General features: G+C 29.0%; 27 protein-coding genes. 26 read left to right on the top strand and 1 reads right to left on the bottom strand.

Translation table 11 applies throughout. The annotated features are described in order from the left end of the window. The first annotated feature begins 123 nt into the window (after nt 1-123). From AYC61_RS05965 to AYC61_RS05935, 7 genes are all read left to right on the top strand, one after another. Nucleotides 124-510 (top strand): PH domain-containing protein, encoded by a 387-nt coding sequence (locus tag AYC61_RS05965; protein ID WP_066498175.1) that lies wholly within the window; start codon nt 124-126, stop codon nt 508-510. Nucleotides 511-680: 170 nt separating this feature from the next. Then, nucleotides 681-1,163 carry an NUDIX hydrolase gene (locus AYC61_RS05960; protein WP_066498173.1) on the top strand — a complete coding sequence of 161 codons (483 nt, stop codon included), beginning with the start codon at nt 681-683 and terminating at the stop codon, nt 1,161-1,163. A 154-nt stretch (nt 1,164-1,317) separates the two neighbouring features. Further along, nucleotides 1,318-1,674 (top strand): hypothetical protein, encoded by a 357-nt coding sequence (locus tag AYC61_RS05955; protein WP_066498171.1) that lies wholly within the window; start codon nt 1,318-1,320, stop codon nt 1,672-1,674. Between the two features lie 21 nt (nt 1,675-1,695). Continuing rightward, nucleotides 1,696-2,535 (top strand): methyltransferase family protein, encoded by an 840-nt coding sequence (locus AYC61_RS05950; protein WP_066498170.1) that lies wholly within the window; start codon nt 1,696-1,698, stop codon nt 2,533-2,535. 98 nt (nt 2,536-2,633) lie between these two features. Beyond that, nucleotides 2,634-3,182 carry a GNAT family N-acetyltransferase gene (locus tag AYC61_RS05945; RefSeq protein WP_066498168.1) on the top strand — a complete coding sequence of 183 codons (549 nt, stop codon included), beginning with the start codon at nt 2,634-2,636 and terminating at the stop codon, nt 3,180-3,182. Between the two features lie 60 nt (nt 3,183-3,242). Further along, entirely contained in the window at nt 3,243-4,019 is a 777-nt protein-coding gene (gene blaOXA / locus AYC61_RS05940) for a class D beta-lactamase (protein WP_066498166.1), read from the top strand. A gap of 110 nt (nt 4,020-4,129) precedes the next feature. Continuing rightward, the gene (locus AYC61_RS05935; RefSeq protein ID WP_066498164.1) at nt 4,130-4,744 is read left to right on the top strand and encodes a class I SAM-dependent methyltransferase; all 615 of its coding nucleotides are present in this window, start codon (nt 4,130-4,132) and stop codon (nt 4,742-4,744) included. 224 nt (nt 4,745-4,968) lie between these two features. Here AYC61_RS05935 and AYC61_RS05930 read toward each other — a convergent pair whose 3' ends face one another. Beyond that, complete coding sequence (locus tag AYC61_RS05930) at nt 4,969-7,656, bottom strand: IPT/TIG domain-containing protein (protein WP_066498163.1); 2,688 nt, start codon at nt 7,654-7,656, stop codon at nt 4,969-4,971. A 441-nt stretch (nt 7,657-8,097) separates the two neighbouring features. Between AYC61_RS05930 and AYC61_RS05925 the strand changes: the two genes are divergently transcribed. From AYC61_RS05925 to AYC61_RS05845, 19 genes are all read left to right on the top strand, one after another. Next, nucleotides 8,098-8,736 (top strand): CPBP family intramembrane glutamic endopeptidase, encoded by a 639-nt coding sequence (locus tag AYC61_RS05925; protein WP_066498161.1) that lies wholly within the window; start codon nt 8,098-8,100, stop codon nt 8,734-8,736. A 164-nt stretch (nt 8,737-8,900) separates the two neighbouring features. Further along, nucleotides 8,901-10,064, top strand: a complete 1,164-nt coding sequence (locus tag AYC61_RS05920) for a DUF6557 family protein (RefSeq protein WP_066498159.1) — start codon at nt 8,901-8,903, stop codon at nt 10,062-10,064. A gap of 74 nt (nt 10,065-10,138) precedes the next feature. Then, entirely contained in the window at nt 10,139-10,594 is a 456-nt protein-coding gene (gene mtnN / locus AYC61_RS05915) for a 5'-methylthioadenosine/S-adenosylhomocysteine nucleosidase (RefSeq protein ID WP_338026023.1), read from the top strand. Nucleotides 10,595-10,647: 53 nt separating this feature from the next. Continuing rightward, the gene (locus tag AYC61_RS22185; protein WP_338026022.1) at nt 10,648-10,824 is read left to right on the top strand and encodes a 5'-methylthioadenosine/S-adenosylhomocysteine nucleosidase family protein; all 177 of its coding nucleotides are present in this window, start codon (nt 10,648-10,650) and stop codon (nt 10,822-10,824) included. A gap of 82 nt (nt 10,825-10,906) precedes the next feature. Continuing rightward, nucleotides 10,907-11,068, top strand: coding sequence for a hypothetical protein (locus AYC61_RS21095; RefSeq protein ID WP_156456367.1), 162 nt, complete (start codon nt 10,907-10,909; stop codon nt 11,066-11,068). Between the two features lie 129 nt (nt 11,069-11,197). After that, a complete protein-coding gene (locus tag AYC61_RS05910) occupies nt 11,198-11,581 on the top strand; it encodes a cytidine deaminase family protein (protein ID WP_066498157.1) in 384 nt (127 codons plus the stop codon). Nucleotides 11,582-11,752: 171 nt separating this feature from the next. After that, nucleotides 11,753-12,901: an acyltransferase family protein gene (locus tag AYC61_RS05905; protein WP_066498153.1), complete on the top strand. Its 1,149-nt coding sequence runs from the start codon at nt 11,753-11,755 to the stop codon at nt 12,899-12,901. Nucleotides 12,902-12,978: 77 nt separating this feature from the next. Continuing rightward, nucleotides 12,979-13,596: an NUDIX hydrolase N-terminal domain-containing protein gene (locus AYC61_RS05900; protein ID WP_066498151.1), complete on the top strand. Its 618-nt coding sequence runs from the start codon at nt 12,979-12,981 to the stop codon at nt 13,594-13,596. Nucleotides 13,597-13,796: 200 nt separating this feature from the next. Then, the gene (locus tag AYC61_RS05895) at nt 13,797-14,210 is read left to right on the top strand and encodes a VOC family protein (protein WP_066498150.1); all 414 of its coding nucleotides are present in this window, start codon (nt 13,797-13,799) and stop codon (nt 14,208-14,210) included. Nucleotides 14,211-14,608: 398 nt separating this feature from the next. Beyond that, entirely contained in the window at nt 14,609-15,208 is a 600-nt protein-coding gene (locus AYC61_RS05890) for a site-2 protease family protein (RefSeq protein WP_066498148.1), read from the top strand. A 195-nt stretch (nt 15,209-15,403) separates the two neighbouring features. Beyond that, a complete protein-coding gene (locus AYC61_RS05885; protein ID WP_066498145.1) occupies nt 15,404-17,206 on the top strand; it encodes a GNAT family N-acetyltransferase in 1,803 nt (600 codons plus the stop codon). Between the two features lie 308 nt (nt 17,207-17,514). Next, the gene (locus AYC61_RS05880) at nt 17,515-17,985 is read left to right on the top strand and encodes a YdeI/OmpD-associated family protein (protein ID WP_066498143.1); all 471 of its coding nucleotides are present in this window, start codon (nt 17,515-17,517) and stop codon (nt 17,983-17,985) included. 121 nt (nt 17,986-18,106) lie between these two features. Then, a complete protein-coding gene (locus tag AYC61_RS05875) occupies nt 18,107-18,733 on the top strand; it encodes an alpha/beta hydrolase (protein WP_066498138.1) in 627 nt (208 codons plus the stop codon). A 419-nt stretch (nt 18,734-19,152) separates the two neighbouring features. Continuing rightward, complete coding sequence (locus AYC61_RS05870; RefSeq protein ID WP_066498136.1) at nt 19,153-20,307, top strand: aldo/keto reductase; 1,155 nt, start codon at nt 19,153-19,155, stop codon at nt 20,305-20,307. A gap of 256 nt (nt 20,308-20,563) precedes the next feature. Continuing rightward, nucleotides 20,564-21,505: an alpha/beta fold hydrolase gene (locus AYC61_RS05865; RefSeq protein ID WP_066498134.1), complete on the top strand. Its 942-nt coding sequence runs from the start codon at nt 20,564-20,566 to the stop codon at nt 21,503-21,505. 309 nt (nt 21,506-21,814) lie between these two features. After that, on the top strand, nt 21,815-22,681 hold the full coding sequence (locus tag AYC61_RS05860; RefSeq protein ID WP_066498132.1) for an ABC transporter ATP-binding protein: 867 nt from the start codon (nt 21,815-21,817) through the stop codon (nt 22,679-22,681). After that, nucleotides 22,681-23,397 carry an ABC transporter permease gene (locus AYC61_RS05855; RefSeq protein WP_066498131.1) on the top strand — a complete coding sequence of 239 codons (717 nt, stop codon included), beginning with the start codon at nt 22,681-22,683 and terminating at the stop codon, nt 23,395-23,397. Before AYC61_RS05860 ends, AYC61_RS05855 begins: the two co-directional genes overlap by 1 nt. Before the next feature lie 132 nt (nt 23,398-23,529). Next, nucleotides 23,530-24,321, top strand: coding sequence for a class I SAM-dependent methyltransferase (locus AYC61_RS05850; RefSeq protein ID WP_066498130.1), 792 nt, complete (start codon nt 23,530-23,532; stop codon nt 24,319-24,321). A gap of 162 nt (nt 24,322-24,483) precedes the next feature. After that, nucleotides 24,484-24,996: an AAA family ATPase gene (locus tag AYC61_RS05845; protein ID WP_066498126.1), complete on the top strand. Its 513-nt coding sequence runs from the start codon at nt 24,484-24,486 to the stop codon at nt 24,994-24,996. Nucleotides 24,997-25,059 lie beyond the last annotated feature (63 nt).

The raw sequence follows: 25,059 nt of genomic DNA, 5'->3' as shown, positions 1-25,059 counted from the left end.
TTTACTTTAGATTTTAAAATTATTAAAAGAGATTCTAATTATGAGTTTAAGTGAAACAAAATTCATATATGTAACATAGTTTTATGAGTATATTATGATTAATAAAAAGTGAAGGAGAAAAAAATGGCTTTAAATGATATTGCAATATCTAAAATTATTAAAGATATCAGAACAGAAGACGAAAAATTTGCATATTACTTATATGGTGTAATTACACAAGATATTAACAATAAATTTTACATTTTCAATTTTTCGGATAAGAAAATTGATTTATTTGAAATTGTTGGAATAGATACAGTAGTAGATTATTCATTTATCTCGTTAGATAGTATTCAATCAGTTAAGTTTTCTAATTGGTTATTTGGAATGGGTCGTAGAATAAAGATTATTTTGAAAGAAGGGCAAAAGGTCGTAATTAAGGTAAATAAATTTAATATAGGGGTGAAGAAACAAAAGGAACATCTAGTCAAAATAGAAGAAGAATACAGGAAAATGGGTTTAGTATTATAGCATATAGTAAATAGGGGTTAAGTTAGAATAAAATCTATTTTAGTAAATTAACTATTACTTATGTGTCAAGCGACTACACTTTGTGTGTTAGAGTGAAAAGTAACAATAAGAAAACGTTAACAGGCATACTTAAGTATGCAATATGATTAATTAAGATTGGAGGAATAGAAATGATAATGCCAACACATATTGTAGCTGTAGGTGGAATTACAGAAGATGAATATGGAAATATTCTTCTTGTTAAAACTCATAATAGTGGATGGGTGTTTCCAGGGGGTCAAGTTGAAGAAGGTGAAAATTTAATAGATGCTTTGACTCGAGAGATTAAAGAAGAAAGTGGAATTGATGTCGAAGTTTCCTATTTGATAGGGATATACTCGAATACTGGAAAACATAAAGGTTATAATGGGGTAAAAGTTGTTCCTACAAAAGTGATGATGGATTACGTATGTAAACCAATAGGTGGAGAACTGTGTACATCAGAAGAAACATCAGAGAGTTGCTGGGTATCAAAAGATAAAGTACTTGATATGATTGAAACACCAGCTATACGTGAAAGATATCAAGCATATTTGAATTTTAATGGAAGTGTGAATTATATGGAATATGTAACTCGTCCTGAGTTTAGATTAAAGATGAAAAGATATGTTTAATGTTTATTATATTTGTGTTAAGAAATACTAGGTGAAGACTATGTGATAGTCCATCACATAAACTTAATTAAATTAGTAAATGTGAAAACGTTTGCAGACCGATACACGTATATTTTTATATTAGTATCATATAAGTTTAAGGAGGTTGATTATATTGACATTAAAAGTGGATCTTAAAAAAGAAAAAAGATTTTCAAAGCATTCAGGGGTAGGAATAGCATCTTTTGTAATATCAATAATAGCAGGAATAATAATATGGGGATGTATAATTATCGGAGGATATCTTGAAGCAACAACAATAGGTGGATTACCTGAAGAATCAGGCACAATAGTAGTTATAGGGTTTTTAGTTATTTTAGGATTGTTTTTATGTTTATTTGGAACTGGGTTAGGTATTTATGGAGTTATTCAAAAGAATAGGAGAAGGATATTTTCCGTGATTGCTCTAGTTTTAAATGTTACTATGATATTACTAACAATTTTCTTAATCATATTAGGGAATATGGAGTAAAAGTATAGTATTTTCATATTGGTGCAGAATTATGATTATATAGTTAAATATTCAACTTATAATTTTTTTATCGAAAGCATTGTCTACGAAGAATGCTTGCTTCGTAAACAAGGAATGTTATATGAAGCTAGAAAAAAATTGATTTCTGAGGTGATTATTATAATAAAAGCAAAAAAAATATCAAATAATTGTAAGAAAGCTATTTTCAAAAACATTATTTTATATGTTATATCAGCAATTATCTTTTTTTTATGCAGTGGTAGTATATCAGTACTAAGAGGATGGATTTATTATATATTAGTTATTTCTGGTGCAATAATAAATAATTATATTTTATTAAAATATAACCCTGAAGTATTAAATTCAAGAGGAGAAGAAGGCAGTAATACAAAAGGCTGGGATAAAAAAATACTTGGGATATACTTTCTTGTACACATATTTATAATATCTAGTATTTCTGGACTAGATGTGGTGAGATACGAATGGTCAAAACTATCAAATGCATACATATTATTGGGCATTTTACTTTATACAATATCTTTATTTATTTGTACTTGGGCTATGGTAATAAATAAACATTTTGAGGGAACGGTTCGTGTACAAACTGAAAGAAATCATATGGTAATAAGTGAAGGACCTTATAAATATATCAGACACCCTGGCAATTTAGGGATGGTTTTTGCATCATTTATTCAACCATTAATTATTGGATCTATTTATGCATTTATACCAAGTATTTTTGTCGCAATTATGGTAGTTATTAGAACTCAGATGGAAGATAAGATGTTACAAAAAGAATTGAAAGGGTATAAAGAATATTCACAAAAAGTAAATTCTAAACTAATTCCGAAAATATGGTAGATTACGATAAAGAACTGAAGCACATTAATAGCATTTTTCAGACTTGTGTTTAGGGAAGATTTTTTAATTGCTTTAAATATTGCATTGAGGGGAAATATATGAGAAGGTTTGATAAAATAGAAACTAAGAAAATTATATTAAGAGAATTAGAAGAAACAGATATTCAAAAAGTTCACGAATATGCATCTGACCCAGATGTATCAAAATATGTACCATGGGGTCCAAATACATTAAAACAAACTCAAGAATTCGTGAAAATGTGTATAGATTATCAAAATCAAAAAGATAGAGTAGATTTTGAACTAGCTGTACTAGAGAAAAAAGATGGTAAATTAATAGGAGTTTGTGGATTGCATATCTCAGATATAGGTAATAAGGAAGGTTGGATTGGATATTGTATCAATAAACTGTATTGGGGAAAAGGGTATGGAACAGATATTGCAAAAACTGTTTTAGATATCGGATTTAATCAATTTAAATTACACAGAATTTATGCTACTTGTCACCCGAGTAATCTTGGCTCTAAAAAAATATTACAGAAAATCGGAATGCAAAAAGAAGGGCATTTGAGGAAACATTTGCGGTTTAAAGGTGGGTGGAGAGATTCTTTACTTTATGCAATTTTGGAAGATGATTATTATCAATAAGCTATAGATACAGGTGTTTAGATATTTTATGAATTAGTTTTGCTTTAAATAGGAGGGAATATGAAAAAAATATTTGTCATTTTAATATTATTAACTCTCTTGATTTGCTCATGTCAGAAAACTGATTTTATGAATGAATATTTTGAGAAGAATAAAATAAATGGAACAGTAATTATTTCTTCATTGAATACAGGTAAGGAATATATATATAATTTAGAGAGAAGTGAACAACGATTCTTGCCAGCGTCAACATTTAAGGTATTAAATACTCTAATAGCTTTACAAGAAAATATTGTTGCTGATGAATATGATATTATTAAATGGGATGGACAAGATAAGGGCTTAAAGGAATGGAATAAAGATCAATGCATAGCAACTGCTTTACCTGAAAGTTGTGTATGGTTTTACCAAGAATTAGCTAGAAGAGTTGGGCTAGAAAAGTATAATGAATATTTAGCAAAGCTAGGATATGGAAATGAAAAAACAGGTGAAGTGGTTGATACATTCTGGCTTGAAGGAGATTTGCGTATATCAGCTAGAGAACAAATAGATTTCATAAAGAACATTTATAATGAAACATATAGTTTTGATCAAAGGAATTATAAGATATTAAAAGAAGCAATGATTGTGGATGATACAACTGAATATATCTTAAGAGCTAAAACTGGTTGGGCTTTAAGAGTCAACCCACAAATAGGTTGGTATATAGGTTATGTTGAGACAAGTGATGATGTATGGTTTTTTACTTGTAATCTCGATATCATTGATAAGTCTTACAGTAAATATAGAAAAGAAATTGTGTATAGTGCTTTGAAGAAATTGAAAATAATAAAATAAGGCATAATAGTTTAGCTAAGTTTAAAAGAGTGCACCTGAGCTAAATCTTTTAAAGCATAGTATATTGTTAATGTTTTACTTTGAAATATAATATTGAAAGGAGAATAATTATGAAGCCAGTTTTCAGACAAAATCAATTATTTACGTTTTTATTGTATTGTAATGATGTTAAATTAGAAAAAAAGATATTAGATTGTGGAGCAGGTGGAAATCTACCACCATTAGCAATATTTGCAGAACATGGTTATGAAACGTATGGCATAGATATAAGCAAGGAACAGATAAAACGAGCAAAGATTTTTGAAGAGGAGCATAATTTAGAATTGGGGATTATAGAAGGCGATATGAAATCATTACCTTTTGAAGATGAATCTGTAAGTTTTATTTACTCATATAATTCAATATTTCATATGAGCAAAGAAGAGATTGGTATATCGATTAAAGAGATATATAGAGTGTTACCAAAAGGGGGACTAGCGTTTATTAATTTCGCTTCAACTAGAGATTTTAGAGCAACTATGGGTGAAAAAGTGAGGGATGGAGAATACCTACAAGAAGAACATGGCGAGAAGATACTTCATAGCTATTTTGAAGAAAATGAAGCTGAAAAGTATTTTAACGGATTTAAAATTATTTATAAAGAAAATAGAGTTAGAGAAGGTTATGCAAGTGAAAATAGGAAGATAAAATTAGGCTTTATTGATTATATTATTGAGAAAATATAGATGCTATAGGAAAGAAACTATGATAATCAAGGAACCTAAAAGTTTCTAAGTAAACTAATTTAAGATTAATTTTGTTTCATCATGCGACATGAAGTGTTAAAAGATGCAAATTTAATTCAAGAAGATTTGTATCTACTAAAAAACCACCGACTGATATTGAATCGGTGGTTATTACTTGATTTATGATATGTCAACGCAATAAAATTTAAGCATGGGATGAGAAGTTACCTATAGAACCTTACTATATTTGAGTTATTTGGTGCAAGATGAGTTGCGTTGAAAATATGGGCTTGAATTTCATACACAGAATCATTTTGTATAGGGGATTCATCATCTTTTTTCACATTATCTCTAAGTTTAAATGCAGCTTGGAAAGTTCCTTGATTATTAGTTTTTACTATCATAGCTTCTATTTTTCCATTAGGAAAAGTTAAATCAACACGTAGCTTTTGGTCACCTATATGAGGAGTAACATGACCTTTAACTGCTAATATACTTTGTGTTGTTTGTTCCTTATCGTCTTCTATGTGAATTTTACTTCTATGCTTTGGTAGTACTTTAGTTAATATACCTCCTATAGGAGCCATCCACGAACCGGGAACTCCAGTCATATCAAGATTCTTAGTATAATAACGTGCTACAGTACCAAATACACTTATATTTGCCTCTTTAACCTTCAAATCACGAATATCTGTCGTTGGAACGACTAATAACTCAAATATTTTTTCTTCAAGAGGTTCCAACCAAATCCATCTATGTGGAAAATATACATGAAATCCCTGTGGTACACCTTGTAATCCTATTCTTATTAAAGTTTTTTCTTTAAGTGGATTACGAACAGACATTTTTAATGAAACTGGTTCAGGAATTGAAGACGGTGGCTGAAAAGTGAATACATTTTCTTGTGCAAAATTATTTCCACCAGTAACTTCTCCAAGTTGTTGCTCTATAGCAACCTTTAGACATGTATGTTCTCCAACACGTGGAACCCAATTAACATAGTTTTCAATAGAATCATTCTTAGGTACAAGAGCTATTTCATCTGTCTTTAAAGGTGTCCATGTTCCGTTATCGCCTACTCCTGGGGGAGTAACTGCATAATACGTAAGTAAAACCTTGGTGGCATCAATACTTCCATCGTTATGAACACGTGCCCAAAAACGGTTGATTTCAAGTGGTCTTGGTTCGTCTCCATTTCCAGTGGGATTACCGCTATTGTCTGTAAAATCATAAGTTCCAAAAGGTATCCTATCTATCCAAATATCTTTTGTTTCATACTTTTCATTCCAAGGCTCGATACGAAGATCAAAATTACCATTTGGTGTATCGGCAATTTCTTGAGCCCATTCTACCTTTACTTTACAAACAAGAGGGGATGTATCAACTTCATCTTCAACAACGGTAATTTTAAGTCCCCTTAAAGGATCTATAGCAACATCATTTTTAAGCATAACCTTTGGATCATGTAACAAAGTAATTATTCGCATTTGTTGATTGTTATTAACAACATCAGTTATTGCTTTAGTAACTATAATGCCTCCAGTTTTAGTTGTTCCAAGTGGCAAAGGTATATTTTCATCAAATATTTGTGTATTTGTACTAGATGTTTCTGGGCGTTGTCTTACTTCTATAAAATAATATAGCCCGTTGCTAATTTTTATACGAATAAGATGGTAACGGTTAGATACAGTATTCTGACTAAGACCGTGGGCTACTAGTTCATATTCATTTGAGCCAGGAGTATCACCAGGTCTAGGAAATGGATTACGATCCCATTGAAGATCTAATATATTACTGTTATCATAGTAACCCAGCTGATGCATATAAAAACCAGAAAACATAGGATGTGAGTCATGATTTCCCATCATATCAAATGAAGTGGCTGTTGCTGTGGTTGGATCTACTAAATCTGAGGCATATACATCTTCACCTAAAACCAAACCACCCTCAACCAAATTATGTCCAATTTCATGAGCTATTCGTCCCCAATCAGCATCATGACGGGCAGCTATAAGATTCAAAGAGTGGTTTGCAGTTATATTAATATTAGTTCCTGAACCGTCATCATAAGCGAAATTGTTTTGACTCCATCCTCCCCAAGCCCGAACTCCTAAACCTGGCAGATAAACAATTGCTGCCATTAAATCATAATTGTCTATATTTAAATTATCATCTACAGCGCCCTTAGCAGATTCTGCCATCAGCTGTCCAAGAACAGCATTATCAATATTAGGGTATCCTGACGATCCATTTGTTCTATGATAATGAGCTGAATTATTTAAAAGTGGAATGAAGTCAATTACATCTACGTCAATATTCAGTGTACCGTAACTTACTTGGTCATAGAAATTTGTCACATTTTCAAAAATATCAACAATGTCTTGTCTAGCAGTAGTCAAATTGGTTGGAGTAAGATCTGTAGGATAACTAGGAACTACAAGCACCTTTACTGTTCCAGTTGCAGGAATATTGCCTGTTGAAGGTATACCATTACCTGATTCTCTTCCATAAAAAGAATATGGTGGTCCATCTTTTTCAGACCCAGGCTTTGGCCAAGGAAGCTTCTCAAAGTTTCCAGGACCTACAGCTGTACTATTTCCTACAGTTACCTTAACCAAGCCATTTTCAGTAAAGGGATCAGTCAATACTAAAAGTCGATTTGAACTACTCTCAACTACATGTGCGGGTTTTCCACCGACTTCAACAAAGTTTTCTGTACGCTTTTCAGAAAAATTATGTCCAACAATTACCATAGTAGTTCCTGAATACCCTTTCCTTGGTTGAAATTCAATTATATTTGGTTCTGTTGTAGATATAGCATGGTTATCAATAAATTGTTGGAACTTTTCAGGGTCTACGAGATGTTCTTTTATGTTGCTAACTAGATGGGAAATATTAATTTTACTACTCAATTTAGACAGCCTCCTGTACTAAAAGTATGTGATTTTGCTATTTTCAATTAAGTATGCTTATTTGCAAGCTCTACTCAATTTTAAATTTCCCAATTCTACAAAATTTTATTACATATAGAGGGTTTTAAAGTTGCAGTAAGTTTTCTGCAACTTTTTCCCGAAAATAAGGAAGTTTACATAGTTAACAGTTTACTGTTATGGAAAATAAGAGTATAATATTGTAGAAGGTTGTCTTAATGTTTTAGCTTATAGTAGATTGATAGAACACACAGTAACTTCTAGGGTATTCATGTCCAAAACTACGGAGATATAACGAAAGTTAATCAAAAATAGTTTTAGAAAGATACAAATTGTAAAGACAAGTTCTACTACAGGAAGATTTCGCGAACTGCTATTCGTGAATGTAAGAGTTATAATTTAATAGATAAAAAAGGAGATATTATGCAGAATACAAAAATAAACAATAGTAATAAAAATGAATTATTAATAACAATTTTAATGATTGTATTAATAATAGGTTCGATATTTATTGATTTATTATTATATGTACCTTTAATTTATTTTTTTATAGAACGCCGTCTTAAAAAACGTTCATGGAATGAAGCTGGAGTTAAATTTAAAAATATATATAAAGATTTGAAAGATAACTGGTATTTAATAATTTTAGTTGGTATCGTTTTTCAATTCTTGGCTGTTTATATAGGAAAGTCTTTGTTACCAGAGTATATTGAACATGTAAAAAGTAGAATACCATTATTTAATTTAGAAAACATCATACCCTTGTTTATTCTTATAATATTTGCAACATTACTTGAAGAAATTATTTTTAGAGCATTCTTACAGGAACGATTAAGTCAAAATATGAAGTCGGTAATAGCTATATTAATCACATCAATTATATTTGGAGTTGCACATGTTGAATACGGGGTAATCAGTATTGTTATATTTGATGTTTCCACAATAATTGTTGATAGTATTATCTATGGTTTAATATATGAGAGGTCAAAAAATATTTTGGTATCGTGGATTGCACATTTGCTTGCAGATATTGTTGGATTATTACTATTATTAATGGTTTAATGAATATAACTGACTAAATAATTATCTTAGTCTACTACTTTGGAAGGTTCTATTAGGGGAAATAAAAATTATATTGTTTATTCGTAAACTATATATATTAGTATTAAAGAATCGATAGTACAGGTTGTTGGTTTGTAAAACTTATGAAAGGGCTATGGGGGAAAATGGAGACACTAAAGAAATATATGAGTAATTTAGAGAATATAAGACTATTAGAAATTATTAATATAGATTATGATGAATATAAAGAGGAGGCAATTAAAGCAGCTAAAGAAGAATTAATTTCTAGAGGGATAAATAATTTTCAAGTTTCGAAAAAAAGTATGTTGGATAATGATTATACTGAATACATTACTCTTCAGGAATTAATTTCACAAGTTAAATTTAAAGATGTATTTAAAAAACTTAGAACACTTTATAACATTGACAAATCATTAAGTAGTCATTATAAAAATATATTTAACGATTTACTATTAATAGATTCTTCAAATTGTAATAATATTATTATCTTAGTTCAAGAGACAGATAATATATTTGATCCATTAGTAAAAGAATGGCAAGTAATTGGACAAGATATAAAAAATGAAGAAGTTTTTGATATAGATTATCTAGAATGGAAAGATTGGATGTCTAGTTTAGTAAAGAAAAGTCTAATAAAGATGATAGGAAAAGATAGTTATGTAGCACATTGTTTATATTGTATGACAAAGCATGGACTTTCGCAAGAAGAAGTAAGTAAGAATTTCGACAATATGGAAATAAACCAGGTAGGAGATGAAGCTATATTAGACAATCAAATAATAGATTTCAAGTGCGAATGCGAAGAAGTACATCCTTGGTTGCGATTTTGGGCAAGAGAAATAGACTATTCAGTGTTTAGTTATATAATTTTTTTGATAATACCGTTATTGCCTAAAGAAGTTACTAGAAAATTATTTTCAATAAGAGGAGTTATTGGGTTTACACCTATCATATGGATTTTTATTGAATCATTATTAATATCAAAAACAGGAACAACATTAGGTAAATGGCTTTTTAGTATTAAAATAAAAAAGAATACAGACAAATTATTATCTTACAAAGATTCATTTTATAGAAGTTCTTTAGTTTGGGTAGTAGGATTAGGTTTAGGAGTTAGGTTTGTTCAAGTTGTTACTCAAATAATTGCGTATATAAAACTATTAGATGAAGGTAAGAATGTATGGGATAAGAAAGTGGATTCTAAAATAGTGTATGGTCAAATAGAAAAATGGAAAATTGCAATAGCAACTTTTATTTTGATAATAATACCTGTGTTTGAAATTATAATATTTAACAATAAATATTAAGAGCGAAAAAATTTATAAATTTATTATTTGAGAAAGTGATTGTAAAAATGAAATATTCATTAGGAGGATTTAACATGAAAATTGGTATAATAGGACCAACAGAAAATGAAATCATGCCTTTTGTAAAGTGTATTTCAAATGATAAAATCGTATCAACTGCTTTGTTAAAATTTCATAATGGGATTTATAATAATATAAATGTTGTTGCTTTGTATTGTGGAGTATGTAAGGTTAATGCAGCAATTGCAGCACAAATATTAATAGATAGATTTAATGTTACTCATATTATTGTCACTGGTGTTGCAGGAGGTATGGGCAAGTCTTTGAAAATAGGTGATACAGTGATAGCTACTAAGATTGCTTATCATGATGTTAGTGATGGTATATTAACAGAATATCATCCTTGGATGGAAAGCATTTATTTTAAAAGCGACGAGTTATTAATTGAACATTGTAAAAGAGCTTTAAAGCAAGAAAGGTTTGAGCAAACAGTTCACTTTGGAAAAGTTGTTACTGTGAAGCATTTATAACTCAAAATGGTCGTAAAGAAATCATATCAAAATACAACCCTTTATGTGTAGATATGGAAACTGCTAGTGTTGCACATGTGTGTTATGCGAATAAAATACCATTTTTAGCTATTAGAACAATAACTGATACAGAAGAAGAATGTGGAGATGAAGCATTTAAGAAAAATTGTAAAGAAGCTTCAATTAAATCAATAAAAATATTAAAAGCATTTTTAAAACAGCTAAAATAGCAGTAAATTTACTAATACTTTTATTTCTGAACTTTTTGATAATAAAAGTAAGTCTTATCAAGCTATAATAAAAAGCCAAGAATTGACCAAAAGTCTACTAAAGTCAATAGATAAATTACTAGAATTTCTTGAATTAAGATTTGAAAAATATTACTTTGAAAATAGTGAAATAATATTTAGGTCTGAAGAGGATTTAAGAGAGTGCAATAAAATTATTGATGAACTTAATATATTAATTGATTAGTATATTAAGGTTATAAATGAGTATGTGAATTGAAAAAGATTTTAATTTATTGATGATATACATAATATAAAACTAATTTAGTATATACTTGTTGTTTATATTATAAATATATTTGAAAGGATGATAACTATGACATTTGATGAATTATATTATATTGCAAAAAAAACATTGAATCCTAAGAAGCTTTCGAGAAATTCTTATGCAGGTTCTGTTGCAGCAGCAATACTAAGTGAAAGTGGAAAAGTTTATACAGGTGTATGTATTGATACACCTGGTTCTATGGGGTTTTGTGCAGAACATTCTGCAATTGCTACCATGATTACTGCTGGGGAAAACAGAATATTAAAACTGATTGCAGTTTATCAAGATGGAACAATAATTCCACCTTGTGGAAGATGTAGAGAATTTGTTTGCCAAATTCATGATGATAATTATAAGTGTGAGGTAATGGTAAAAAAAGATATAATCGTAACTATAAATGATCTGTTACCATATCATATGGAATACAAGTAAATCTTAATGTTTATTATTATGCTGAGGCATACCACTTAGCCATTAACACATTTCTACTTCCAGTAAAATTAAAACATTAGCTAAGCTAATAGCAGCAGGGTATTCCTTTGGGATCAAAATGTGTGGATTATATTTTTGAGCTTATTTCCAGATAGAAGGGAGTATTATATAATGAAAGAAACTAGATTATATTATGTTGACTGGTTGAGAGTGTTTGTAATAGTGTCACTAGTACCATATCATGCTGCATTAACATATACAGGATTAGGTGATATTTATATTAAGAAAATTATTACCGACTTTAGAGTTATACCATATATTTTAGTTACAATGCCCTTAGATAGCTTTTTTATGACATTACTATTCTTTTTGGCTGGAATAAGTTCATATTATGCATTAAAATATCGAAAGAAAGAAGAATACATAAAAGATAGATTAAAAAAGCTTTTAGTACCATTAGTCTTAGGAACGATATTTTTGTGTCCATTACAAGCTTATTCCAAAGCATTATATTATGGTTTTAAAGGTAATTATTTTCAGTTTATACCAAAATTTCTTTCTGTCAAAATAGTGGATTATTTAGGATATGCTCATTTATGGTTTATATTGTATTTGTTAATATTTTCTTTAATATGTCATCCATTATTTTCAAAGTGGATAAAAGATGAATCTCAATTTATTAAATTAAAGAATTTTGTTAGTAAAAAAAATAATATATATATACCAATTATATGGGTTATTATTGTAGAAATATTGTTAAGACCTTTATTTCCAGGTATGCAAATTTTAATAATGGATTGGGCGAATGATATAGTGTATATAAGTGTATATATTTTCGGCTTTATTTATGCATCTGATTGTAGAATACAAGATAGGCTTGATAAAATGTTAAGTAAATCAGCTATTCTAGTGTTAATATGTCTTATAGCATTATTTGTGATTTATTGTTATTGGCTACTATATAATGGTGATAGTATTATAGTAACTGTTATATGGGCTTTTCTTAAAGGGGTATATGAATGTTTCATGATAATAATGTTATTAGGGCTTGGAAGGAAGTGTTTGAATAAGGAAAGTAAGGTATTAAGGTATTTAAGTAAAGCATCATTTACGTATTATATATTTCATCTCCTACCAGTAAGTTATTTTACATACATTTTTGTTAGCTCAAGTCTTAATGAATATAATAAATATTTGGTAACAGTATTGCTATCATATATTACAATAGCTATATTCTATGAATTAATAAAAAGAATGAAAATTATAGTAAGAAGAATAAGCTCAGATATTCCTAAGGGGTTAAGCGACTACTTCAACTAACAAAATACTTTACTCATGTCAATAGATGGTGATTAGAATATTTGGGAAACTATTTATTTCAAAAAAGGAGAAAAAATATGGAGAAAAAATGGTTGAAATGGGCTAAACAATTGCAGACAATTGCTCAAAATGGATTAGAATATTCAAATAATAAGTTTGATATTGAGAGATTTGAGCAATTAAGAGAATTAAGCATAGAAATTATGAGTGAGTATACAAATGTAGACAATTCCAAAATTAGGACTTTATTTGCTAATGAAACAGGCTACCAAACTCCAAAAGTAGATGTAAGAGCTGCTATATTCAAAGAAGATAAAATCTTACTTGTTAGGGAGCAGAAAGACAACAAATGGTCATTACCTGGAGGTTGGGCTGATATAGATTTAAGTATATATGAAAATGTTATTAAAGAATCAATGGAAGAATCAGGGGCTAAAGTAAAACCTAAAAGAATTATTGCAGTATTAGATAGAAATAAACATATAGATGATATTTATCCCTACTCTATATATAAAGTTTTTGTTGAATGTGATTATGTGGAAGGAAAATATCAGGAAAATATAGAAACTGTTGAGTCGAGTTTTTTTGATATAAATAATTTACCAGAATTATCAGTTGGCAGAAACACCAAATCACAAATTGAAATGTGTTTCAAAGCAAGAAAAGAAGATGTATTTGAAGCAATATTTGATTAGTTTGCCCGTTTTTATGATAAAGACTTGATAAAACTGTCAATGCTAACCTTGAAAAAGGATGGATTCCTAAAGGGTGAGAAACATCGGAAATAACAGTGCGTTATAGGGCATTTTGATAATAGCCAATAAAATACAGTTAAAGAAACAAATATGTTGCTAAATAGAAGGCTATTAAATTTACTTCAATAAGGAGAGATAAAATGTATTTTATTGACCACATAAACAGATATGTTTCAAATGTTGATAAATTTATAGTTTTTTATAGAGATGTGCTTGAGTATGAGTTAATAGATAAAGGTATAAAGACAAATGGGAAAAGGTATGCAATTTTAAAAGGTAGAGGACATGAGCTATTTATTTCTGAAAGAGAAGATTTTACTATGGAAAAAGAACAGAACTTTAGACATATTGGCTATTATGTAGAAAATGCAGATGAATTATTTGAAAATTTGAAACTGAAGGGTTATATTAAAAAAGAACTAGAAATTATAGAAAAACCATTTTCAAGACAATTCTATATAAAAGATCCTGATGGGTTTGAAATAGATTTGATTCAATGGACAGATAAACAAAGATATTATAATAGCTTAAAAAATAAGAATTGTAAGAACTAATTATTTATATTGGTGAATTAACATAGTTTTTAAAGATATGTTATGAAATTGAAAGTTTGGTTAATGCAAATGAAATAATAATAAAAATGCCAAATCGTATAAAAGTTTTTTTATACATAGTGTCGTTTGCTAAGTACATTTACTTTCTCTAGGGCATTCAAGTCTAAAAACTACGAAGATATATACTCATTTCAAAAATAGTCATAGAAAGATACAATGTCCACTGGATGAATTGATGAAGTAGGTGGAGTTCTACTACAGTAGAATTTCACGAACCAAAGTCTGTAAATCCCAATAATATTAGAAGTATATACGAACTATTATTCGAAGATGTAAGAATTAGTCGAAACAAGTTTATGTTTAAGGAAAACTTCGAAATTATAGGAGGAGATTTGATTATGAGTTATGTTATTATTGGATATATATCATTATATACAGTTATATGGTTACATGAAGTAGGACATGCAATTATGTATAAAAAATATGGATGTAAAAAAAATGCTTTCAAAGTTAATGTTCCTTTTTATTTTGCATTTTCTACACCAGAACCAGTGAATTTGGATAAGTTACAAAAAATAAATTTAAGACAAAATTTCTTTGTAGGAATAGCTGGAATTGTAGTAAATATTGTTTTTGGAACAATTGGGTTTATTATAATTAAGTTATTTGAATTTAATACAAATTCTTTATTTTACTTTTTCTTATATTCATTCACATTATTTCACTTTGTTGAAGCCGCTACCTATATGGTAATTAATAATATTTATGTTGCTAGCGATATAGTTTCAGTTCAAAATTACAAACCATTATATAGAATACCGATATTTATTTTGGGTTTAGTAGTTACATATATTATAGTAAATTTACTTATTAGTAGTGAAGAAATTTGGAAAACTGGATTAATAGCTATAACAATTATAACTGCATTTATGATGGGAGTTCTGAGGATAGTCTTTAGTATTTTAAATAAGAAATCAAAAAAGGTTAATACCAAGTAATTGTAGTATATTGCTTCTTTTTACTTCGTCTAATAATGTTAGCACAAGGGTGCCTAGGGTAAGGAGCACCACCTACGAAGAGAGGCTTTGAACGTCTATTTCAGGAACGTTGCAAACACTAGACGTTAGGCGAATTAGATTTACAATACATCAAATTTCTATAATATAAGGAAAAGAAAAAACGGGGGAAACAGAATGTTCATATATAAAACCATTATTTTCGATTTAGATGGAACTTTATTTAAAACTGACACTATATTTTTAGAAGCTCTTAATAAGGTTTGTATGACAAGAGGGATAGAACCATGGGATAGGGATAAGATGATAGAACTTATTGGAAAACCTATGACGGATATATGTAGAATTATATTTGGAGATACAATAACAGATGATGAAATAGGGTTAGTACGAGATGAGGTAAGAGCAATAGAGGGAAAACTACTTATTGAATCAGGTATGCTATATGATGGTGTTGCTGAAATGCTAAATAAACTAAAGGAAACTGGTTATACTCTTTGTATTTGTACTAATGGTAGTGAAATTTATGCAAATAAGATACTGAAAAACTTTGGACTTACTAATAAATTTTCTATTATTAAATCAGAAGTCGAAGGTCTTTCAAAAGAACAGCAGATAAAACAAATTCTAGATGAAAGTAGATGTTGCAGTGCTATAGTTGTAGGAGATAGGACTACAGATTTTGAAGCAGCTAATGATGCAGGGTGTCTATCTATTGGTGTTTCTTATGGCTATGGTTGTAACGAATACTTACAAGCAGACTTTGTAGCTAATACACCAATGAATATTTATAACATAATTATGAAGATAAATAGTGTTTATTATCAAGTATCTAGACAAATAGTAAAATCTAAAAAGAAAAACAAGCCACTTATAGTTGGAATAAATGGGGTAGATACTTCTGGAAAGACAATATTTACGAAAGAATTATCAAATTACTTGAATAAAGTAGGATGTCATGTTCAGACGATTCATATGGATGATTTCCATAATCCTTCTAGTATACGATATAGAGATTTTGACCCCATTCTTACCTATATAAATAATGCGTTTGATCTTAATCGTATAGAAACTGAGATATTAAAACCAGTCATTGCAAAAGGATTGCTGGATAAAGAGGTTACCTTATTAGATTTAGAAACTGATGAATTTAATATTACAAAAAAATATGAAATTAACCATGATACAATTATTTTATTCGAAGGAGTATTGCTATATAGACAACCTATTGATAAATATTTTGATTTGAGAATATACTTAGATATTCCATTTGATGAAGTTATTAAAAGAGCCTCTTTAAGGGATGAATATTTAATGGGATCAACAGTTATAGAAAGATATCAACAAAAATATATTCCTATTCAGAAGCGGTATATTGAAAAGTTTCATCCAATGGAAAAAAGCGAAATTATAATTAATAACAAAAATTATGAGAAACCTGAAATAGTAGTTATTAAAAATCATAATATTTATAAAGAAAAAAAGTGTAGAGTAGAGTTAAAGCAAGCTGAAAATGAACATTTAGCTGTTATACGAAATTTACATAAAGAAAATGATGTTAGAGAAATGCTTGGAGTTGTAGAGTTACCTGATGAAAATTATCTTAAAAGCAAAAGTAGTATATGTTACAGTATATTGAATGAGAATAAAGAGTTTATTGGAATAATTGAATTTTTCAATATCTCATGGAAGAACAGAAGATCAGAATTGAGTATTATTATTAAATCAGAGTATAGAGGAAAGGGTTATGGATACGATTCAATAAAAAAAATACTTGATATAGGCTTTGGAGAATTAGGGTTTAATAGAATATGGTTAAGAGTATTAGAGCATAATAGCCAAGCTATTAAGTGCTATATCAATGTAGGTTTTTTGAAGGAGGGTATATGTAGGGAAGAAAGTATGAGGTTTGGAAAGTTTCAAAACCAATTACAAATGAGTATATTAAAAAAGGAATGGATTCTACAAAATGAGAATTAATTTCTTCAATGTTGGATTTATCTGAGTTTCTACTATTATGTAAAATAAGATTATAACAAGTACAATTGTAAATATTGCCTCGCATATATGTGTTATATAGTAGCTATTCTATGGTCAGTATTTTTATTTGGGGATTAGTGTAACTAAAGCACCTAATTTTCTAATTCCGTTAAGGGAAAGCTATACAGAAATATTTTGATTATATTAAGAGTTCAGAATATAAACTAAAGTAATTGGCTACTGGTATGAACTACACGGCGTGAATGCGAAAACATCAGTCGACAGTTATTTCTGAGAGAGGTGAAGATATGAATAAAGTTTATAAGTTTAAAACACAAATAATCGGCACTGATAAAGTAAATGGTGCATATGTTAGGTTTCCTTATGATGTGAAAGAGGCTTTTGGTAACAGTGGTATTATTAAAGTTGAAGCAACATTTGATGGTTACAAATATAGAGGGATACTTGCGAAAATGGGTACGGACTGTCATATAATTGGAATTACTAAGGCTATAAGAGTAGCAATAGGTAAAGAACCAGGTGATACTATTGAAGTTACAATTACAAAAGATAACAAAAGTAGATTAGTAGAAATTCCAAAAAGATTAAAGGAAGGATTGGAAGCTAATCCTTTAGCACAAGAATTTTTTAATACCCTTACGGACAGCCAAAAAAATAAATTCATTAAGTATATTACATCTGCTAAAAAACAAGAAACCATTGCTAAAAGACTAGAGAAATCCCTTAATATGTTAAATACTAATGAGAAGATGAAATAAAGGTAGTAACTATTTAGTTAGCTAATAATTTCAGATTGTGGCTATGTTGTTGCATTATATAATAATATATTTCAGATGATACGCACATTCATTAAGTTTCCAAATGTAGGAGGTGGAGTGTATGATTAAAGACTTACATATTAAATTAATAACAGAAGAGAATAAAGAATCTGAGCATTTGCTACTATATCAAGAGGATACTGAAACATTTGTAGTTATTTTTCCAGGGGGTAATAATCTATGCGACAGACCAATTTTACATTACATAAGGAAAGCATCTTTGATAAAAGGATATGATGTTTTATGTATTTCTTATACTAATATAAATAACTGTGATAAACCATTAGAGGATAATATAAGTTTTATAGTTAATGAAGTAAGCAAAGTTATAGATAAATGTTTTGATAATAGAAAATATAAAAGAATAATACTAATTGGCAGATGTTTTGGAAGTCTAATATCAGGTGCATTTAGAGATACGAAAGAATATAGTATCGATAAGCATATTTTTATATCTCCAACAAGAATAACTTTAGACTACATTAATAAGTATGGGGGACTAGTTGTAACTGGAACTAATGATAATTATTTAAGTAAGGAGGAAAGAAATCTTTTAGTCAATAATAGAGGTATAGAATTAATGATAGTAGATGAGGCTAGTCATTCTCTAGAAACTGAAGATAATATAGAACATACATTAGAGGTTTGTAAAGAAGTAATTATGAGAGTAGATAACTATATCATATAAGTTAACAAAAGTAATTGGCTCTTTCGTAAGATATTCCATAAAACACAATGTTCACGTTCTTTTGGACAAGGATAAAGCTTTGCTGGTTAAACTCGTTTGGGAGGTTGCTGCATTGATTAAAGAATTATAGTTGTTTTAGGAATATATTTTACTATACTTATATTATATCATTTATTATGAAAAAAATATAGACTTGAATTTTCTAGTATATTCCACTAAAATATGATTATCACAAATTTGAAAGGAGACAGGTACCACCAAGGAATATTTCTTTAGGTCAAAGTCCATTTGGGGACATAAGTAAATGTTTAATTAGTTCTACTTGAAGGATGTTTCATATTATTCACTATTATGTACTAATTGGATAAATTTATGTTATTGGAACTAAGTTTATCAAAAAATAGAAATGGGGGATGAGATTGCAATATAGAAAATTTGGCAAGCTTGACTTTGAAGTATCAACATTAGGTTTCGGATGTATGAGGTTACCTGTATTAGATGGGGAATCAGGAGAAAGAAATATTAATATTGATGAAAAAGAAAGTATAAGAATGATCCGTTATGCAATAGATAATGGAGTAAACTATTTTGATACTGCTTATTTGTATAACAAAGGGAAAAGTGAAATTATATTAGGGAAAGCACTAAAAGATGGTTATAGAGAAAAGGTTAAAGTAGCAACTAAGATTCCTATATGGTTAGCGAAAACTCATGATGATTTATATAAAATATTGGATGAAGAACTTGAAAGATTAGATGTTGAATATATAGATATGTACTTGTTACATATGCTTAGCCACATGAATTGGGAAATGGTAGAAAAATTAAAAGTCTTTGATTTTCTAGACAATGCTAAAAAATCTGGAAAAATAAAGCATGTAGGTTTTTCTTTTCATGATGGATTTCATTTATTTAAAGAAATAATTAATTCTTACGATTGGGAATTTTGCTATATACAATTTAATTATTTAGATGAAAATTATCAAGCAGGTATAAAGGGATTAAAATATGCATATGACAAGGGTCTTGCAGTTGTAATTATGGAACCTCTAAGAGGCGGTAGTCTAGTAAAAATTATACCTGAGGATGTTAAAAAAATATGGAATCAATCTGATGTGAAAAGAAGTCCGGCTGAATGGGGATTTAGATGGGTATGTAATCACCCAGAGGTAGCTACAGTTTTGAGCGGTATGAGTAATATGAATCAATTAGAAGAAAACATTACAACATTTAGTAATGCTTTAGCAGGTTCTTTAACGAATAAAGAATTAGAAACCATAAATAAAGTCAAAAAAGTATATAAACAAAATATTAAAGTTAACTGTACCCAGTGTAATTATTGTATGCCATGTCCAGAAGGAGTATATATTAGAGGAATATTTAACTTTTACAATAATGCAGCATTATTTAATAAAAAGCAAGAAGCAATTGAATTTTATAGTAGAATGAAAAAGATGGGCAAAGACTATTCACGCTGTGTAGGGTGTAGAAAATGTGAGAAAATCTGTCCGCAGCATTTACCAATAACAGAACTTCTAAAAGAAGCACACAATGCTTTTGAAAATGGATTATAAAGAATCAAAAATGTTGTCCTGCCTTATACTAAGTGACCTTGCAATATTTTTCTGGTGAGAACTATGCCTATTTTAGGAAGTAGATCTAGTTTTTAAGATATGCCTTGTAGTAATATTCAATGCATTTTTAATCTCATTTGATTTTTCTAAAGCCTTTAAAGCATTTCATATATTTATCTTAGAATAAACTTTGCTAAGACTTAGATATTTTAATGTTAACTATTATATTATTACGATAACTTAGAGGGGGTAAATCATGAGCAATAATTACAAAATTCACAATGAAACAGCGAGTATTAATGAATCAGAAATGGTTAATATTGGTGGTGTTGATCAGTATGTACTTGTACGAGGAAAAAGGATTGACAATCCTATAATGCTTTTTTTACATGGAGGTCCTGGTGCTCCTTTGAGTCCTATTGCTTTTCATTTTCCATCTGATATTGAAGAAAACTTCTTAGTAGCTCATTGGGATCAAAGAGGAGCAGGAAAATCATATCATGATAATATTTCTAAAGAATCAATTAATGAAGAACAATTTATTGAAGATACTATAGAAGTAGTAGATTATCTCATTAGTAAATATAATAAGGAAAAAATTTATTTGTTAGGATTATCTTGGGGATCTTTATTAGGCATTAATGCTGTACATAGATATCCTGAAAAATTCTACGCTTATATTGCATCAGGTCAAATAGTAGATGCACAAGAAGGTTTAAAAGTTGCGTACCAAGCTTTACTAGATGAAGCAAAAAGACAAAATAATGTTGAAGCTATAAAAGAGTTAGAACAGATTGGTGATGTGCCACGTAAGAATAGTGATGATAATTTGGTACAGCTAAAATGGGTAAGACAATTTGGTTTTGGTGAAAGAAACACATCTCACTTATATGAAGAAAGCTGCAGTGATGAAGAAATGCAGAGGATAGTACAAGGTGTTGAATTTACTTGCAATCATATGTCAGATTTATTTAAATTAAGTGTTAATCATATAAAAGAAATTAAAGTACCTGTTTATTTCTGTTCAGGAAGAGATGATTATCAAACACCTTCATTAGTTGTAAAAAAATATTGTGAAAAATTGATAGCACCAAAAAAAGATTTTATATGGTTCGAAAATTCAGCTCATGCTCCAATCTGTGATGAACCTGAAAAATTTAAAGATGTGCTCTTGGAAATATTAAAAGAAACAAATTAAAAACCTATTTGAAATAGAAAAGACAAATCTCCCTCCACATTATATATGGAGGGAGATTTGTGTTTTCTCTATGTCTTAGTACAAAGCTAGTTTTATATAACAACGACAATATCTAAGTAATACATTAATAATGCTTAAAAATGGTTTTTTTAATAATTATTTGATATAATATAAAAAATGGAAACTTGTACATATTATATTATTTGCTAACTTATGAATAATTATAATGATTATGAAATATGGATTAGTAAATAATGAAAAAATTATTTATATTTACTTTAGCAATGAGAAATTATAGGAGATGATAAAATGAGTTTTGCTATTGAAGTTAATAATTTAATAAAAAGTTATGGAAATCATACTGTAATTAATAGACTTTCATTTGCTGTTAATGAGGGAGAGATATTTGCTTTATTAGGGGCAAATGGTGCAGGAAAAACAACTACGCTTGAATGTATCGAGGGTATTCGCAAGTACGATTCTGGTCACATAAAAATAAATGGAACATTTGGTGTACAACTTCAATCTTCTTCATTGCCTAATAGTATTACTGTTTTGGAGTCTTTTAAACTTTTTTGTAAATGGAATAGAGTAAATGAAAACATTGAGTTATTGGACAGATTTGGATTAATAGATTTAAAAAATATGCAGTATAGTGCTATGTCAACAGGTCAGAAAAGAAGACTTCATTTAATGCTTGCTTTAATAAGTAATCCAAATGTTGTATTTCTTGATGAACCAACAGCAGGACTTGATGTAGAGGGTAGAGTTTCATTACATAAAGAAATAAGAAAGCTAAAAGAAGATGGAAAAACAATAATTATGGCAAGTCATGATATGGCAGAGGTTGAAAGTCTATGTGATAGAATTGCAATATTAAAAGATGGAAAGATAGCTTTTACGGGAACAGCAAAAGAATTGACTACAAATAGCTACTTAAATGAAACTAAGATTTACATAAAAACATTAAAACCTTTGGAGAAATATGATTTTAAATTTAGTAGCTACTATGGTATGGACCAAGATTACCTTGTTGTTGTTACTACAAAAATAGATGATGCTTTACTTGAATTACTTGGTTTTTCTAAAGAAACAAACAACAATGTCATTGATGTGAAAATAGAACGTGCAACACTTGAACAACGCTTTATAGAAATTGCAAAGGAGGGTAAATAATGAATGCATTTTTATATGGAGTAACACTTCAGTGGAAGTTGGATATAAGAAATAAAGGAGTATTGCTTACATATTACATTGTACCATTGATATTTTTTGGATTTATTGGAACTATTTTTGCTTCGATCAATCCAGAATCAAAGGATAGCCTAATACAATCGATGACTATTTTTGCTATCACTATGGGGGCTATTATAGGAGCACCAACGCCGTTAGAGGAATTGTACTCAAGCGATATAAAAAAAGCATATAAAGTAGGGGGTATTCCCTTATGGATGGCAGCAGTAAACAACTTTATTTCAGCTTTTATACATTTAATGATCACAAGCATAATTATTTATTTAATCGCACCAATAGCTTTTAGTGCCAAAGTGCCAGAAAATATTGTGTTGTACTTTGTAGCACTCGCAGTATTTATTATTGTATGCTTATCCATTGGTACGGTATTAGGACTGTATATTAAAAGCGCATCAAAGTTAACTATGTGTTCACAATTAATATTTTTACCATCATTAATGCTATCGGGGATTATGTTTCCAACCAATTTATTGCCAAGGGGACTTGAAACAGTTGGGAAAGTATTTCCTGCTACATGGGGATTAAAGATAATGACATATAATAAACTTAATGTAACATGGTTTATTCCATTATTAATTATTTTTTGCATTGCAATTTGTGCAAGTTGTTTTAGACTATCTCGGATTGGAATAGATTAATCGAAGAAAATGAGCATATATGTAATTTATAATGGTATATTGTTTGAAAAAGTACCTATGATAATATTCTTTAAAATTATCTGTACATGCCCCATCTGTTAATGAAATAATAGAATTTCAGGGAGGTTTTATATGATGTGGGAATTAGAAAAAATGATTGATGAAAGTAGAAAGTTTGATAAATCTGCTTTCGTATATGATAAATATCGTCCAAGTTATCCTAAAGAAATAATTAATGACATTATTACTATTTCAGGTATTAAAGATAATGCAAAGATTCTTGAAGTTGGTGCGGGAAGTGGAAAGGCTACAGAACTGTTTGTAGATAGAGGCTATCATTTAACATGCATAGAGCAAGGTGAGAATTTAGCTCAACGTGGAATAGAAAGATTTAAAGAAACAGGACAGGTTGAGTACATCATTAGTAGATTTGAAGAAGTAGATGAGTTCAGTGAGCAATTTGATTTAGCGATATGTGCTCAAGCATTCCATTGGATTCAAAAACCTGTAGGATATGAGAAACTAGCAAAAGCATTAAAGCCTAACAGTAATTGTGCATTATTTTGGAATAAGTACATGAATGATGGAAGTGAACTTTCTAGTGAATTAAGTCGTGTATGTAAAGAGTATAGTGTTTTATATATGCTTGAGCATGATGAACTTATAGAAAAAAGTAGAGAAGATATAGACGAGATTGAAAATAGTGGTTATTTTAAAAATACAAGGTTTATTGAACTACCATGGCAACTAGAACAGAGTTGTGAGGAATTTATTAACTTTCTGAGTACTGGTAATGGCTATATTGGAATGGAAGAAGGATTAAAGCTAGAACTTGATAATAAGCTTAAGAAGATATTTGATAAAGCTGATGGAAAGATTACAAGGTATTTTAATTGTATTTTGTATATTTCACAGAAAAGTTAGTTAGTGGCTAGGGACGATGGAGCACATCCTTTCATCAGGTACAAGCACCGCTTACGAAGAAAAACTCTGACGATATTCGGTTCAGGCATGTCGGAAATACGAAAAGTTAGCTAACATGCTGGAGTTACTAAATATTGAGAACTATAAGGAGGATTAAAATATATGAAAAAACTTATCATAATAAATGGAACAATGGGAGTTGGTAAGACAACAATATGTAGAGAATTATATAAAAGTATAGAGAATTCAGTATGGCTTGATGGAGATTGGTGTTGGATGATGAATCCATTTAATGTTACAGAAGAAAACAAAATAATGGTAATGGATAATATAACACATTTATTAAATAATTTTCTTAAGAATTCTAGTTTTGAATATGTTATTTTTAATTGGGTAATGCATCAAGAATGGATTATAGAAAAATTACTAGAGAAGTTAAGTAATAAACCAACATATGAGATATATAAAATTACATTAATATGTTCGGAAGAAGAGTTAAAGAATAGAATAAAAAAAGATATTAAAAATGGTAAGAGAGGATTAAATTCAATTGATAATAGCCTTGAAAGATTAAAATTATATAAAGAAATGGATACTATAAAATTGGATATTAGTAACAAGGATATTATTAGTTCTGTCGATAATATAAAGCAAATTATTAGGTATGAAGGTTAATGCTTTCTGCACGTTAGCTAACGTTATACGTAATACTAGACTTACATATGTTTTTGTTAGTTT

This window comes from Abyssisolibacter fermentans, from assembly GCF_001559865.1.
Lineage (GTDB): Bacteria > Bacillota > Clostridia > Tissierellales > MCWD3 > Abyssisolibacter > Abyssisolibacter fermentans.
Note: the sequence above shows the minus strand (reverse complement) of the source record. Positions and strands in the feature narration are given on the sequence as shown.